This window comes from Lysobacter soli (assembly GCF_009755585.1).
In the GTDB taxonomy this organism is placed as follows: domain Bacteria; phylum Pseudomonadota; class Gammaproteobacteria; order Xanthomonadales; family Xanthomonadaceae; genus Lysobacter_J; species Lysobacter_J soli.
In genome coordinates this window covers 1,968,144-1,983,149 of record NZ_CP046603.1, presented here as the reverse complement: position 1 = coordinate 1,983,149, position 15,006 = coordinate 1,968,144, and the positions used below count along the sequence as shown (strand labels likewise).

Genomic DNA, 15,006 nt, shown 5'->3' with positions numbered 1-15,006 from the left:
GGTCAACTCCGGATGGCGACGACCGTGGCGTCGTCGCGGTGTCGATTGCAGTCGCGGAACAACACGCCGCAGACGACCTGCGGGTGCCGGATGCGAAGGCCGGGGTAACGATCCAGCGACCAGCGCCCGCTCAGGCCGTCAGTGTGCACGACGACCAGTCCCCGCGGTTCCACTGCGACCTGCTGCTGCTTCATCGCGGGGAACGCGCCGCCGACGGTGCCGTTCTGGCCGGGCAGCACCTGCGCCTGCTCGCGCCGCTGCACCACGCAGTGCAGGTTGCCGACCGACGCGTAGTCGAGCGCGGCCTGCGCGGTGCGGCAACGCAAAGCGGCGGCGGCGCTGCCGCGCGTTCCGCGACTGAGGTCGTTCGCCCGCTGCAGCTGCAGCGAAGGCGAGGTGTCGATGTCCGCGATCGGTCCGACGAACGCCGAGGCCTCGTGCGCCTGTGGGCCGTGGCCGAGGCCGTCGGCCATCACCAGCGTCCAGCCGCCCTCGTCCGCGCGCAGCGCCCACTGGTCCCCGCTGACCGATTCGCCGCGGATCGCAACGGCCAGCGAGCCGTATTCCAGCCCCGCCGGGACGACGCCCACGCGCGCGAACACGACACTGCCCGAAGGATCGGTATACGCGTCGAACGCCGCCGACAGCCGACGCACCGCGCCCAGGCCGGTGCCGTGGGTGTGGCTGGTCGAGAACCCGTCGACGAAGCATTGCTGCAGGTCCATGCCCGGGCCGTGATCGACCGACACCAGGTCGATTGTGTTCGCCGACGCCGCCTTCACGAACAACGCGCCGCGGCGCGCGTGCTTGTGCAGGTTCGTCGCCAGTTCGACCGCCACGATCAGCGCCTTGCCGGTCAGCTCGTCGGCAACGCCGGCGTCGGCGCAGGCCAGCGCCACCTGCCGGCGCGCGGCCCCGACCTGCGTCGCGTCGTCGATTTCGGTGTGACGCCAGAGGCCGCCGTCGCGGATCATTTCCATCGGCTGATGGTGACGCGCGTGCCGGCTCCGGGTCGGGTGTCGATGTTGAATTCCTGGACCAGGCGCTTGGCGCCGGACAGGCCGAGCCCGAGTCCGTTCCCCGACGTCCAGCGATCGGTCAGCGCGAGGTCGAGGTCGGGGATGCCCGGCCCTTCGTCGGCGAAGGTGAGCGTCAGGGTGCGGCGGGCGGCCTGCGCACCGTGCGACCACTGCATCTCGCCGCCACCGCCGTAAATCAGCGTGTTGCGCGCGAGCTCGCTCGCGGCGGTGACCATCTTGGTCTGGTCCACCAGCGAGAAGCCGAGCTCCACGCACCATTTCCGCACGGCCTGGCGCGCGGACACGATGTCCTGTTCGCTGCGGAGCGGCATCGTTCCGGACGTCACCGGGTCAGTCCTCCCGCCGCGACTGCATCAGCAACGCCATGCCCTTCTCGACATTGAGCGCGGTGCGCACGCCCGGCATCGCCACGCCCAGCTCGACCAGCGTGATCGCCACCGCCGGGCGCATGCCGACCACGACCGTCTCGGCATCCAGCACGCGGGCCATCGACGACGTGTCGGCGATGAGGCGCCCGATGAAGGAATCGACCATCTCCAGCGCGGAGATGTCGATCACGACGCCCTTTGCGTTGATGCGTTCGATCTCGCTGGTGAGGTCGTTCTGCAACTGCATGGCGACCTGGTCGTGGAGATCGACCTGGATCGTCACGAGCAGCAGGTCCCCCATGCGGAGGATCGGAATCCGCTCCATGGTCAGGCGGCCTCGCCGCCCGACACCACGCGCACGCCGGTGCGCTTCAGTGCCAGCGCCAGCGCGTCGGCGAGGTTCGCCTTGGTGGTCACCTCGCCCAGGTCCACGCCCAGGTGGACGATGGTCTGCGCGATCTGCGGGCGAACGCCGCTGATGATGCAGTCCGCGCCCATCAGCCGGATCGCGGTGACCGTCTTGATGAGGTGCTGCGCGACCAGCGTGTCGACCGTCGGCACGCCGGTGATGTCGATGATCGCGATGGCCGCTTCGGTCTCCGCGATGCGCGTGAGCAGCGTCTCCATCATGATCTGGGTGCGGTTGCTGTCCAGCGTGCCGATGATCGGCAGCGCCAGGACGTCCTTCCACAGCTTGACCACGGGCGTGGACAGTTCGAGCAGCTCGTGCTGCTGGCGCTCGATCACCGCTTCGCGCATGCGTTGGAATGCGCTCACCGCGCGCAGGCCAAGGCGGTCGACCAGCTCGGTCGCGTCCCACGACAGCTGCGCCATGGCCTGTGCATCACCCGCCGTGCGGGCCTGGATGCGCTCGAACAACGGGCGTTTCAGGGTGAAGACGAACGTCGCCGTCTCTTCCGAATTGAATCCCTGCTCGACGCGGTCGCGGGCGAACTCGTCGAAGAAGCGGTCCAGGATCGTGAAGTCCACGGTGTCGACGGTGTTGCCGCCAGACGACTGGAGCGCCTGCACCAGCAGGCCGCTCATCTCGTCGGCACGCTTCATCAGGTCGGCCTGGCTGACCCGGCCGGCAAGGTTGCCGGAGACCCGCTGCAACTCCTGGATCCAGCCCGACCGGATCGCGTCCTTCTCGGTCAGGAACAGCTCGTGCAGGTTCATCCGGTACCCCCTGGGAAATGGACGCAGACCTTATCACACGGCGAATACGTCCCATTGACGCGACGTTCGCGGGAGATCTGATCCCGATGCCGCCCCCTTTCCGGTCTCAGGCGATCCGCAAACGTAAGCGCCTACCTGGACGCTGCGGAGAAATGCAGGGCGCGAAGCTCCATGTCGGGAACCAGCGCCTCGATGAGGAGCGTGTTGCGACCTGCAAGCAGCGGAATGTCGACCGGTTCGCCGACGCGGAGCTCGACCGGCGTCGTGCCGTTGACACGGAGCCTCACCGTGCCGCGACCGTCGAGATCCAGCGCATACGTGCCGGCGCGATCGACCGCGATCGTGTACTGCATCCATTCGCCGGGCTGCATGTCGACGACGCGCCAGCCGCTCGCGTCGCGTCCCAAGTCGACGCCATCGTTGCGATAGCCCTCGCCGGGGTTCCAGTCGATGCGCGGCTTTCCGCTCTCGTTCGCGGAAGTCGTGTCGTGGTACGCGACGCCGTCACGTCCCATGTCGAAATCCACGGCGGCCACGATGCCGCCGTCGTGGCCGATGCGATGGTCGCGTAATGGGACGGCGCGGTCCGCATGCGGCGCACGCAGCCAGGCATCGACGACATCGGGATGGACAAGGTTGTGTTCGAAGCGCATATCGCGCGTGGCCAGCGTCATGAGCGCGCGCTCCGCCTCATCGGCTGTCGGCCGCTTGCCATTGCCGGCCCAGTACGCCAGCAGTTGCGCGTATCCCGCATTGGGCTCGATCTGCAGCGGATTGTTATAGCGGATCTTTTTCAGCGGCCAGGCGGCCCAGCCGATGCCCTCGCCTTCCGCGAGCGCCACCGTTCGCGCGTACCAGTCGTTCGAGTTCTCGCCGGTTTCGCCCAGGTACAGCGGCACCTTCCAGCGATCGCGCAGTGCGAGCACCTCGGCGAGGCTGTCGCGCCCCGTGCCGTTCCAGTATTTGTGGAAGCTGACGACGAGGTTGTCGTCCCACGGGCCCGCGTCGAGCACGCCGCGGTAATTGTTGCCCCAGCAGTTGCCTTCGACGATGACGATGTGGCGCGTGTCGACTTCGCGGATCGCGCGCGTGGTCCGCTGCAGCAGTTCGCGAAGCGGCGCGTTGCCGGATTCCATGCAGCCGTTGCGGTCGGCCGCGTCGTGGAAGCCCCAGTTCGGCTCGTTGAGGATGTCGTACGCGGCGACAGCCGGTTCGTCCTTGTAACGTTCGGCGAGGCGACGCCACAGCGCGACCATCTTGTCGCGGTTCGCGGCGTCGTCCCACAGCGAGGGCGCAGCGGGATCGCGATCGGCGATGTTGAGGTCGTTACCCTGCCCGCCCGGCGCGGCGTGCAGGTCGAGCACCAGCGTCATGCCGTTGGCCTTCAGCCACGACAGCAGTTCGTCGGTGCGGCGGAAGCCTTCCTCGCGCCACGTCTGCTGCCCCGGCACCGGCTCTTCCGACACGGGCGCGGTGTACAGCGCGTAATGCATCGGCAGGCGCACGTGGTTGAAGCCCCACGCGGCCAGCGCATCGATGTCGGCCTTGGTGACGTGGTTGTCGCGCCAGGCCTGGTAGAACGCCTCGGCCTTCGCTTCGCCAATCAGATCGACGATCCGCGCGCGGATCGAGCGCTGCGTCCCCGGACCGGGCATCTCCAGCATGTAGCCTTCCTGCAGCATCCAGCCACCGAGGCCGACGCCGCGCAGGATCACCGGCTCGCCGCGCTCATCGACGATGCGCGTGCCGTCGACACGAAGGAAACCGCCCGCCATCGACGGCGTCGTCGCGAACGCGCTGAAGGCCGCCAGCAACCACGCCGCCGCGCGTGCGACATGACCGTGGCGGATCGGGACGACGCCGGCCTTCCGCAGCGCGCCCATGCGTGCTCAGCCCGCGGCGGCCGGCTCCGGTGCGCGCACGCCCGGGCAGTACTGGTCGATGTAGGCCTGGTGCGGCGGCAGCTGGCGCACGGTGTTGTCCACGTGCGTGCGGATGTCATCGAGGAAGCGCCGCAGGTCCGGCTCGCTCATGACGTCGGCCGTGGGGTGGTACTGCTGCGGCATCACGCCCTGCCCCATCATCACCTGGATCCACGAATTCTCGGCGAACAGTTCCTCCGAGCTGCGGAAGACCTTGCCGGTTTCGCGGAACAGGTCGATGCGGTGCTTCAGCGTGGCCGGCATCTCCATGTCCTGCACGGCCTGCCAGTACGGCGTGTCGCGGCGGTTGGTGAGCTTGTAGTGCATCACGACGAAGTCGCGCACGTGCGCCAGTTCCGAATCGAGCTGCGCGTTGTACTGGTCGATGTCCGGCTGCGCGATGACCTGCGGGAACATCCGCAGCAGGTGCACGATGCCGCGCTGGATGAGGTGGATCGTGGTCGACTCCAGCGGCTCGATGAAGCTGCCGGCCAGCCCGAGCGCGACGACGTTCTTCTCCCACGACTTCTGGCGCTGGCCGGGCTTGAAGCGGATCGGCCATGGGTCCTTGATCACCTCGCCTTCGACGCTGGACAGGAAGTCGTGCCGCGCCTCGTCATCGCTCATGAAACGGCTGGAATAGACGATGCCGTTGCCCATGCGGTGCTGCAGCGGAATGCGCCACTGCCAGCCGGCGCTGCCGGCGATCGCACGCGTGTACGGCACGGCGTCGCGAACGGCGGTGGTCTGCGTCGCCAGCGCGCTGTCGTTGAACAGCCAGTGCGACCAGTCGGTGAATCCCACGCCCAGCGCCTGCCCGATGAGCAGTGCGCGGAAGCCCGTGCAGTCGATGAACAGATCGCCTTCCAGCATCGAGCCGTCGGCCAGTTTCACCGCGGTGACGAAGCCCGATGCGTCGTCCTTCACGACTTCGACGATCTTGCCTTCCACGCGACGCGCGCCGTGCCCCTGACTGAGCGTGCGTAGGTAGCGCGCGTAGAGGCTCGCGTCCATGTGGTACGCGTAGTTGATGCCGCCGCGCGGCAGGTGCGCGAACTTGTCCTGCAGCGCCGCCTTCAGTTCGACGCAGTAATCCTCGTAGCCGCTGGCGATGCCCAGTTTTTGCCCACGCAGCCAGAAATGCTGGAAGCCCGCCGACCAGTGATCCTTGCCGCTGACGCCGAAGGAATGGATGTAGCGATGGCCCTTGTCGAGCCAGTTCTCGAACGAGATGCCCAGCTTGATGGTGCCCTTCACCGCCGACATGTATTCCTGCTCGTTGATCTCGAGCAGGCGGTGGAAGGTCACCAGCGTCGGGATCGTTGCCTCGCCCACGCCCACGGTGCCGATTTCCTCCGACTCCACCAGCGTGATGTCGAGCACCTTGCCCAGCGTGCGCGACAGCGCCGCCGCGGCCATCCAGCCCGCGGTGCCGCCGCCGGCGATGACGACGCGTCGGATGGGACGGGTGCGGATGTCGGTCTCGCTCATGCGGAATCCTCAGCGGTTGAGTCGTTGCAGCAGGCGGGCGCGCAGTGAGCGCGCACGTGCTTCGTCCATCGGCGCGAGCACGCGCCGGGCGTCGTCGGGAATGTGATCGGCGGTGGCCTCGCCGGGCGCGAAGACGTAATGGCGGAAGATGTCGTCCCAGATCGCGCGCTGTTCCGGCGGCAGGTCGCGCACGGTCATGATCGCCAGCATCAGCGCGTTCATCGGCGTGTCCATCCACGCCGGCGACTGCCGCCACCAGTAGTTGACCAGCACGTTGAATGCGTCCAGCCCTTCCATGTGGTGCCACCACATGCTGGGAATGAGCACCGCGTCGCCCGGCTCCAGCAGCGCCGTGCGCGCATGGCGACAGGCTTCGGCAAAACGCGGGAATTTCTGCAGGTCCGGAGCGGCGAAATCGACGAGGCTGATCGGCTGCCCGGCCGGCGTGTGGTCGAGCGGCCCGACGTACAGATTCGGCAGTTGCTCCGGCGGAAACAGCGTGACCCGGCGATGCCCCGCGACCACGCAGGCCAGGTTGTCCGGAACGTCCTGGTGAGCCGCGATGCGCGTGCGATTGCCGATCCACACGCTCGCCAGCGGTTCGCGCGCGCCGAACGGAATGTCGTTGTGCGCGCGGAAACCGGGCAGCCACGTGTCGATGGTCGTGGAGGCGACGTAGATCGCGGGCGGGTGTTCTTCCGTCGCGTACTTCAGCAGCGTGTTGAGCACCACGCCGAGCGGCACGTTCTCCTGGCGGAAATTGAAACCGCTCAGGTCGTGGTTGTAGAAGAACCGGCCGCCGATGTCGGGCGGGCCGATCGTCGCGACCACCGGCGGAGCGTCGCGCCGTTCGAACGCCCGCAGGTAGGCGACAGCCGCTTCGGCCGAGTCGCGCGCCGCGCGCACCATCGGCCAGTCCGCGACCAGTCCGCGCAGCACGACGGGTTCGCCCGACGCGAGCAGCGCGTCCGGGATCGCGCGAACGTCGACGTCCGCGCGTTCGGCGATGGGGCTAGCGCCCGGCAGCATGGCGCCGGTTGAGCCGCTCGATGAGCGCGCGGAACTGCGACACCGACGCGACGGCCATGTAGATCGGCTCGAGGAAGCCGGCGCGATGCAGTTCGTCCAGCGCGGCCGCATCGAGCGCACGCAGGCGTTCTTCATGGATCGTGTGGAATCCGCCGAAGCGGTTGACGGCGCCGCCGGGCAGCTCGATATCGATCACGAACGATTCCAGCAGGGCGTGCTTCTGCAGTGTATCGACGAATGCCGGCACCGACGCGAGGCCATCATGCAACGCCAGCAGGACCGAGGTGACGCGCTCGAGGTAATCCGTGGTGCCGCCGTGTTCGCGGAACAGCGCTTCGCCCTGCCCCGCCTTCGTACGCGGGTGGTCGAGGTCGACGTGCACGGTCAGCGCTTCGCCATCGCGGCCGATCAGGAACGGCTGGCGCTCGATGGCGAGCGGAATGTACGTGGCGTCCCAATGGCCGCCGTCGAGGAAGAGGTTGTCGCCTTCGCTGAATCCGAACAGCGCGACCGGCTGGAACGCGCCCTCACCCGTGCGGCGGAACACGATCGGGTAATGCGACTGCACGTTGCGGAATTCAGCGGGAAAGGTCGCCGCGCACATCACGTCGTCGCCGAGCGCCGCCAGGCGGCGGGTGTCGATCCGCAAATCGCGGTGTTCGACGTTGTTGAGCGCTGCGTGGTTGGGCATTGCGTCCTCTTGGTCGAACTTCGCGGGATTCGGCGACGCCGCGCCCTCCCCGCCCATCGTTGCATCCTGCCTCACATCCGGCCAGACAGCGGGCCGCCGGTGGCGCGGCGGCCCGCTCCCTGGCCGCGCGACCGGATGGCCGCGCGACACTGCCCGACCGCGACGTCAGAAGTTGTAGCGGAAACCCAGCACGTAGCGGGGCCCGTACTGCGTCGCGTACAGCACTTCGTTCTCGTGGCGACCGAAGATTCGCATCGTCTCGTCGGTGAGGTTCAGGCCTTCGAACTGCACCGTCATCTGGTCGTTGATCTTGTAGCCGATGCTGATGTCCAGCTGCCCGTAATCGTCCACGTACTGCGGGTTCGGGATGCCCGATCCGTCGAACACCGCCGACAGGAATTGGTCGCGCCAGTTGTAGGCGGTACGGATCTGCCAGGCGTCCTTCTCGTAGAACAGCACCAGGTTCGCCGAATCGCTCAAGCCCACCAGCGCGAACTGACCGCCGATGACGTAGTTGTCGTAGCTGAGGTCCGGACTGTCGACGATGGTGTAGTTCGCCGAGACGCCGAACCCGCTCTGCCCGAACATGTGCTGGATGTTGAACTCCCAGCCGTCCAGCGACGAGTCCTCGCGGTTCGCCGGCGAGGTGATCTTGAACGATGCCAGCGGATCGCTGGCGAGCCCGTTGATCGTGCCGGTGAAGTTGCCGTTCGCGTCCTGCCCCGTCGCCGTCACGCCGGGCTGGCCGTTGAAGTTGGCGAAGATGTAGTTGCGGATGCAGGTCACGTCGGCCTGGATGCAGCCGCCCGCCAGCGCCGCGTTCCAGTACGCGCCACCCACCGGCGTGTGCAGGTTGAACGGCGTGGCGCCGTCGCTGCCGCCCACGTCGATGATCTGCGTGGTGCCGATGTAGTTCTTGATGTCCTTGCGGAACCAGCCGGCCGACACGTAGCTCGACTCGCCGTAGTACCACTCCAGCGACAGGTCGAAGTTGTCCGACACCAGCGGCTTGAGCGTGGGATCGCCCTGCGTGCCGGTGCCACCGTCCACGCGCACGATCTGGTCGAGCGTGCGTCCGCCCTGGATATCCGCCCAGCCCGGCCGGCCGATGGTCTGGCTGTAGCTGCCGCGCAGGATCACCGCGTCGGTGATCTCCAGGTTGAGGTCGAGGTTGGGCAGCCAGTAGTCGTAATCGCCCTTCAGCGTCGCGAAGGCCGGGTCGGCGAAGATCAGGTTGAGCTCGTTCGCCGACTGCCAGGCGATGCCGGTCGCCACCGGCACCAGCGCCGACGAGGTGACTTCCGTCTTCTCGTAGCGCACGCCGACGGCCACGTTAAGCGGCATTTCCCAGTCGAACTTCGTCGTGTACTGCAGGTACGCGCCGCTGGACTTCTCGTTTGTGCGCAGGTCGCGGCTGAATTCGTCCGGCGCGCGATACCAGTCCGGGCGCCCGGTCAGTTCGGCCGCGCGGTTGCGCAGGCGGTCGAAATCGAACAGCAGGAACCGGTCGGTGAAGTTCGACGAATTGTGCCCACCGAACTGGTCGAAGTACTGGCCCATGCTGTCGGCGAACCAGATGTCGTCGTCGTAGTCCGCCGGCGTGCCGACGCCACCCCATGTGTCGCGCTGCATGAAGCCGTACGCAGTGCGGTTGTCGACGTCGGTGTACGACGCGCCGAAGTCCAGGCCGGAGTATTCGCCGAATTCCCAACGGCCCTTGAGCTGCGTCTGGTCGATCTCGGACTTGGAGTACGCGTTCTGGAACACCGAACCGGTGACCAGCGCCTGCGACGGATCCACGCCCGCCACGCCCGGCGGCAACGCGATGTTCACTACCGGGAACGAGTTGCTGAAGTCCACCGACGTCGTGCCGCGCACGAACGCCGCCACGCCGAGCACACCCGCCGAACCCCACGGGCTGTCCGGCTTCGTTTCGGCAGAGGAGCTGTGGTAGTCCAGCTGCAGGTCGAGCGCGTCGGACACCTGCCAGTCGACGTTGAAGCCCAACGACTCGTTCTTGTTGACGTTCGCCAGGCGCATGCCGCCCATCGAGATGTCGGACGTCGCCGGGTTGATGATTTCCGAGTAATAGATCGGCGCCGCGACCGGGCCGTCGGTCCAGGACGTCACCGACGGGCCGAAGTTGAACCACACCGACAGCTCGTTGCGCTGCTGCTGGATCTTGTTCTCGGCGTAGGTGTAATCCAGCGTCGTGGTGATGTTGTCCGCCGGCGCCCACTGCAGCGTCAGCTGGCCGTTCGTGCGCTGGCGCTGCACGCCGTTGACGCTGTAATTGAGGTTCTGCGGGACCGAATAGATGTCGGTCGGCCCCGGGCGGTTGGTGATGTTCTCCGAGCCCGGCGTGCCCGGCTGCGGGATCGTGCCCCAGTTGTTCTCGTCGCCGCGGAACGGACGCCAGCCATTCGGAACGGCGGCCTGGCTGAAGCCGAAGTCGCGTTCCTGGTAGCTGCCCGTCAGCGCGACGCCGAACGTGCCGTCGGCATAGCGCTGGCTGAAGATGCCGGAGATTTCCGGCGTGATGTCGTGGCCCTGCAGCGACTTGGGCAGGTTGCCGTTGGAGGTGTCGTGCACCGCCTTCAGGCCGACGTTGATGACCGGCTCCGATTCGAGCGGCCGTGCCGTGCGGATGTTGATCGTCGCGCCGATGCCACCGGGCGGAACGTCGGCGCGGCTGGTCTTGTAGACCTCGACGCTGGAAATCGCTTCGGACGCCAGGTTGGCGAAGTCGAACGCGCGCGAGTTCGACACGCCCGCGCCGTTGGCGTTGCCCGAGGTCGGCATCTGCCGGCCGTTGAGCAGCACCATGTTGTAGTCCGGCCCGATGCCGCGCACCGTCACCTTCGAGCCTTCGCCCAGCGTGCGGTCGATCGACACACCGCTGATGCGCTGCAGCGATTCGGCGAGGTTGGTATCGGGGAACTTGCCGATTTCCTCAGCCACGATGCCATCCACGACGCCCTGCGAGTCGCGTTTCAGGTTCATCGAGCCGGTCAGGCTTCCGCGGATGCCCTGCACGACGACGGCGTCGAGCGTGCGGGCATCCTCGTCCGCCGAGGCGGTGCGTTGTCCCGCTTCGGCGGCGGGCGCGGTCTGCGCGTAAAGCGGCTGGCTCAGTGCCAGCAGCAATGCGGACGTCAACAGTGTTCGCTTGGGGGCGACACGCAACTGCTTCATCGAAACTCCTCCCAGAATTCACGACGTAGAAGATGCAGGCGTGTCGCCACACAGGCCCGCAAAGTAAGTGCGGGCCGATTGGAACCTCGGGTTGACAGCGCTGTCAACTTTGACCGTGAAGACGGCTTTCGAGTGTGCGCGGAGTCTTGTTTTCCAGCGTATTTCGATGTTGCAGCGCAGCGACTCCACGCCACCGGCGCGCAGAATGAGAGCGCTAACATTCCTACCGCAAAGAAAATCAGCGACGCCGCGGAGCCTGCGTGGACTCGCGCATGAGCACCGCGTGATCGACGCGCAACATCCGTCCCGCTCCCGGCGATTTGATCCGAGCGAGCAATTCCAGCGTCGCCAGCCGCCCCATCTCCGACGTGGGCTGCCGGATGGTGGTCAGCGCGGGATAGATGTGTCGCGAGATCGGCGTGTCGTCGAAGCCGCATACCGAAAGATCGCGCGGCACCGACAGTCCGCGTTCGGCCGCGATGCGAATGACGCCGGCCGCCATGTCGTCGTTGGCGGCGAAGATTGCCGTCGGCGGCGAGGCCAGCTCCAGGAGTTGCTGCGCGCCCGCACAGCCGGATTCGTACGAGAACGCGCCCTGCACCACCAGCTCCGGGTCGAACCGGATGCCGGCGCGCTTCAGGGCCTCGCGATAGCCGTCGAAACGCCACTGGCAGGCGCCGTGCTTGGCCGCGCCCTTGATGTGGCCGATGCGCGTGTGCCCCAGGTCGATCAGGCGCGCCATCATGTCCAGCACGGCGGATGTCTCGTCCATCGCCACGCCGATGCGGCCGGCGGCGTTCTTCGGTGCGATGCAGGCGAACGGCACGCCTTTCTGCTCCAGCACGCTGATCAGCTGCGCGTCGTCGGTAAGCGGCGGGATGAGCACCACCCCGTCGGGACCGAAGTTCCGGAACAGCCCCTGCATGTCCGCCACGCGTTCGCGGCCCACGCTCACCGGGGCCAGGAACAGGTTGTAGTGGTTCGCGAGGCACGCTTCGAGCATGCCGTTCTGGACTTCCATCATGTAGTTGCGCGACGGGTTGTTGTAGACCAGCGCCACGCTGTACGAGCGCTGCGCCGCCAGGCTCCGCGCCGAGGGATTGGGCTTGTACTGCAGCTTGTCCATCGCCTTCATCACGCGCGCGCGCATTTCCTCGCGCACGTTGGGCTCGTTGTTGAGCACGCGCGAGACGGTCTTCATCGACACGCCGGCGGCTTCCGCCACATCCTCGATCCGAACACGCATTGCACGCTCCCTGGTCGTCCAACCGCTGCGAATGGTGCCAGAACCGTCCTGCAACCCGATGGCCACGCCGACGAACTCGCGCCATCGACAACTTTCGTGCGCATCGTCGTGCTGCGTCGCAACAGCCGTTGCGCAGGCACGCGCGGCGGAATGGGCGCCTGATCGCCGAATGCACCACGACACGTCGACGACGATTGACTTCACCAGCCTCGCCTTGTATTGACAGCGCTGTCAACCGCCGGCCGTCGGCGCGTCGAATGCGCGAATCGCGGCCTGCGTCACTGCGGTATCCAGCCAGGGAGCAGATCGTGCAGGCGAGAGTCTTCGTTGGAACGGGCATGTTGGTGATGGGACTGGGCCTGGCGCACTTCGGCGCGAACGCCGCACCGCCGGCGCAACTGCAGGACTGGCCGCGCATCGAAAGCGCGGTCAAACGCGACGAGGCACTGGAAGCGCGCATCGCGACGATCCTGAAAGGCATGACACTGGCCGAGAAGGTCGGCCAGATGACGCAGCCGGAGATCAAGTCGATCACGCCCGAGGACGTGCAGCGCTACCACATCGGTTCGGTGCTCAACGGCGGCGGCTCGTGGCCGGGCATGAACAAGCGTGCGACGGTGGAGGATTGGCTGAAGCTCGCCGACCGCTACCACGCGGCGTCGATGAAGGCACGTGTAGCTATCCCCGTGATCTGGGGCACGGACGCCGTGCACGGCCACAACAACGTCTTCGGCGCCACGCTGTTCCCGCACAACGTCGGACTGGGCGCGGCGCACGATGCCGCGCTGGTCAGGCGCATAGGCGAAGCCACGGCGCAGGCCACGCGCGCCACGGGCATCGACTGGGTGTTCGCGCCGACGCTGGCCGTCGCGCAGGACGTGCGCTGGGGCCGCAGCTACGAGAGCTTCTCGTCCGATCCGGCCGTCGTGCGCGAATACGCCGGTGCCTACATCGCCGGCCTGCAGGGCGACCTGCGCGCCGACGGCACGGTCGTCGCCACGGCAAAGCACTACATCGGCGATGGCGCGACCGACCAGGGTCGCGACCAGGGCAACGCGATCATCCCGAAGCTGGAAATGGTGAACGTCCACGGTCAGGGTTACTACGGCGCGCTCGGCGCCGGCGTGCAGACCGTGATGGCGTCGTTCAACAGCTGGAACGACGTCGCCGGCGGTGTCGACTACGGAAAGATGCACGGTTCAAAGGCGCTGCTGACCGACGCGCTGAAGGACAGGATGGGCTTCGACGGCTTCGTCGTGTCGGACTGGAACGGCATCGCGCAGGTGCCGGGCTGCGAGAACGCGAGTTGCCCGCAGGCGATCAACGCGGGCATCGACATGGTGATGGTGCCCGACGACTGGAAGGCCTTCATCGCCAACACGATCAGACAGGTCGAAGGCGGCGAGATCCCGATGGCGCGCATCGACGACGCCGTGACGCGCATCCTGCGCGTGAAGCTGCGCGCCGGTATGTTCAATCGCAAACCGTCCGACAGCCAGTTCGCCGGAAAGGCCGCGGCGACCGTGCACCGCGACCTCGCCCGCCAGGCGGTGCGCGAATCGCTGGTGCTGCTGAAGAACGAGCGCGGCGCGTTGCCGCTCAAGCCGGGCCAGCGCGTGCTGGTGGTCGGCAAGAGCGCCGACAACTTCGCGAACCAGGCCGGCGGCTGGTCGTTGACCTGGCAGGGCACCGACAACACCAACGCCGACTACGGCAATGCCGACACCGTCCTGACCGGCCTTCGCGAAGCGCTGGGCGCGCAGAACGTCGTGTTCGACGAAGACGGCACGGGCGCGGACACGAATGCGTTCGACGCCGTCGTCGCGGTCATCGGCGAAACGCCGTATGCCGAAACCAACGGCGACATCGTCGGTTCGGAGAACATGGCGCACAGCCGTCGCCATCCGGAAGACCTCGCGGCGCTGCGCGCAGCAAAGGCGTACGGCAAGCCGGTGACGACCGTGTTCCTGTCGGGGCGCCCGCTGTACGCGAACGACCTGATCAACCTGTCCGATGCGTTCGTGGCCGGCTGGCTGCCGGGGTCGGAAGGCGCCGGCATCGCGGACGTCCTGGTCGCCGCGCAGAACGGCACGCCGCGCCACGATTTCAAGGGTCGGCTGTCGTTCTCGTGGCCGGGCGTGCCCTGCCCCGCGCCGGAGAACCGGCCCGATCCGAAGCGCCCGGCGCTGTTCGCGCGCGGTCATGGCCTCTCGTACGCGGCGCCCGGCAAGGTCGGCAAGCTGCCGGAACCGAAGCAGGATGCCTGCGGCGCGGCGACGTCCATGCCGGTATTCAACACGCGCGACGCGGTGCCCTTCGCGATGTACGTGGAAGCCGGCGGCGCGACGCAGGCGCTGGGCGCATCGCTCAACGACACGCTGGAGTTCCCGCAGGGCAAGCCGGCCATCCGCGTGGCGACCACGCAGATCAACACCCAGCAGGACGCCAAGCGCGTGACGTGGCTGGCACCGGCGCGCGTGTTCTCGCGCAGCGCCGGCAACAACAACCTCAACGCGATGGCATCGGCCGACGGCGCGCTGCAGTTCGATGTCCTAGTCGATGTCGCACCGACTTCGCCCGTCACGCTGACGATGGGCTGCGGAAAGACCTGCAGCGGAAGCATCGACATCACGCAGGCCATCACCCGCGCGGGCATCGGCAAGAAGGCCACGATCAACGTGCCGCTGAAGTGCTTCGTCGCGCGCAAGGTGGACCTCGGCGGCGTGGACATGCCCTTCAGCGTCTCGGCCGATGCGCCGTTCTCGGCGGCGTTCACGCGCATCGCGGTGGTCGCGGGCGCGGCGAAGAGCGCCGGCGCGATCGACTGCGCGCAGGTGCCGTAAGC

At 67.3% G+C, this 15,006-nt stretch carries 11 protein-coding genes; 1 reads left to right on the top strand and 10 read right to left on the bottom strand.

Features of this window, described 5'->3' with window-relative positions:
- Nucleotides 1-2 precede the first annotated feature (2 nt).
- The 10 genes from GOY17_RS08940 to GOY17_RS08895 all read right to left on the bottom strand — a co-directional run bounded on the left by GOY17_RS08940 (nt 3) and on the right by GOY17_RS08895 (nt 12,365).
- Complete coding sequence (locus GOY17_RS08940; RefSeq protein WP_157030110.1) at nt 3-980, bottom strand: SpoIIE family protein phosphatase; 978 nt, start codon at nt 978-980, stop codon at nt 3-5.
- Nucleotides 971-1,366, bottom strand: a complete 396-nt coding sequence (locus tag GOY17_RS08935; RefSeq protein ID WP_181902772.1) for an anti-sigma regulatory factor — start codon at nt 1,364-1,366, stop codon at nt 971-973. Before GOY17_RS08935 ends, GOY17_RS08940 begins: the two co-directional genes overlap by 10 nt.
- Nucleotides 1,367-1,370: 4 nt before the next feature.
- Complete coding sequence (locus GOY17_RS08930) at nt 1,371-1,733, bottom strand: STAS domain-containing protein (RefSeq protein ID WP_157030109.1); 363 nt, start codon at nt 1,731-1,733, stop codon at nt 1,371-1,373.
- A gap of 2 nt (nt 1,734-1,735) precedes the next feature.
- Nucleotides 1,736-2,587, bottom strand: coding sequence for an STAS domain-containing protein (locus GOY17_RS08925; RefSeq protein ID WP_115842180.1), 852 nt, complete (start codon nt 2,585-2,587; stop codon nt 1,736-1,738).
- A 131-nt stretch (nt 2,588-2,718) separates the two neighbouring features.
- Nucleotides 2,719-4,470 (bottom strand): cellulase family glycosylhydrolase, encoded by a 1,752-nt coding sequence (locus GOY17_RS08920; protein ID WP_157030108.1) that lies wholly within the window; start codon nt 4,468-4,470, stop codon nt 2,719-2,721.
- Between the two features lie 6 nt (nt 4,471-4,476).
- Nucleotides 4,477-6,000, bottom strand: coding sequence for a tryptophan halogenase family protein (locus GOY17_RS08915; protein ID WP_157030107.1), 1,524 nt, complete (start codon nt 5,998-6,000; stop codon nt 4,477-4,479).
- Between the two features lie 9 nt (nt 6,001-6,009).
- Nucleotides 6,010-7,029, bottom strand: a complete 1,020-nt coding sequence (locus GOY17_RS08910; RefSeq protein WP_157030106.1) for a cupin-like domain-containing protein — start codon at nt 7,027-7,029, stop codon at nt 6,010-6,012.
- Nucleotides 7,013-7,720, bottom strand: a complete 708-nt coding sequence (locus GOY17_RS08905; RefSeq protein WP_157030105.1) for a SapC family protein — start codon at nt 7,718-7,720, stop codon at nt 7,013-7,015. Before GOY17_RS08905 ends, GOY17_RS08910 begins: the two co-directional genes overlap by 17 nt.
- A 165-nt stretch (nt 7,721-7,885) precedes the next feature.
- The gene (locus GOY17_RS08900; protein ID WP_157030104.1) at nt 7,886-10,915 is read right to left on the bottom strand and encodes a TonB-dependent receptor; all 3,030 of its coding nucleotides are present in this window, start codon (nt 10,913-10,915) and stop codon (nt 7,886-7,888) included.
- Nucleotides 10,916-11,153: 238 nt separating this feature from the next.
- Nucleotides 11,154-12,365 carry a LacI family DNA-binding transcriptional regulator gene (locus GOY17_RS08895; protein ID WP_232338569.1) on the bottom strand — a complete coding sequence of 404 codons (1,212 nt, stop codon included), beginning with the start codon at nt 12,363-12,365 and terminating at the stop codon, nt 11,154-11,156.
- A gap of 134 nt (nt 12,366-12,499) precedes the next feature.
- Between GOY17_RS08895 and GOY17_RS08890 the strand changes: the two genes are divergently transcribed.
- Nucleotides 12,500-15,004, top strand: a complete 2,505-nt coding sequence (locus tag GOY17_RS08890) for a glycoside hydrolase family 3 protein (protein ID WP_157030103.1) — start codon at nt 12,500-12,502, stop codon at nt 15,002-15,004.
- Nucleotides 15,005-15,006 lie beyond the last annotated feature (2 nt).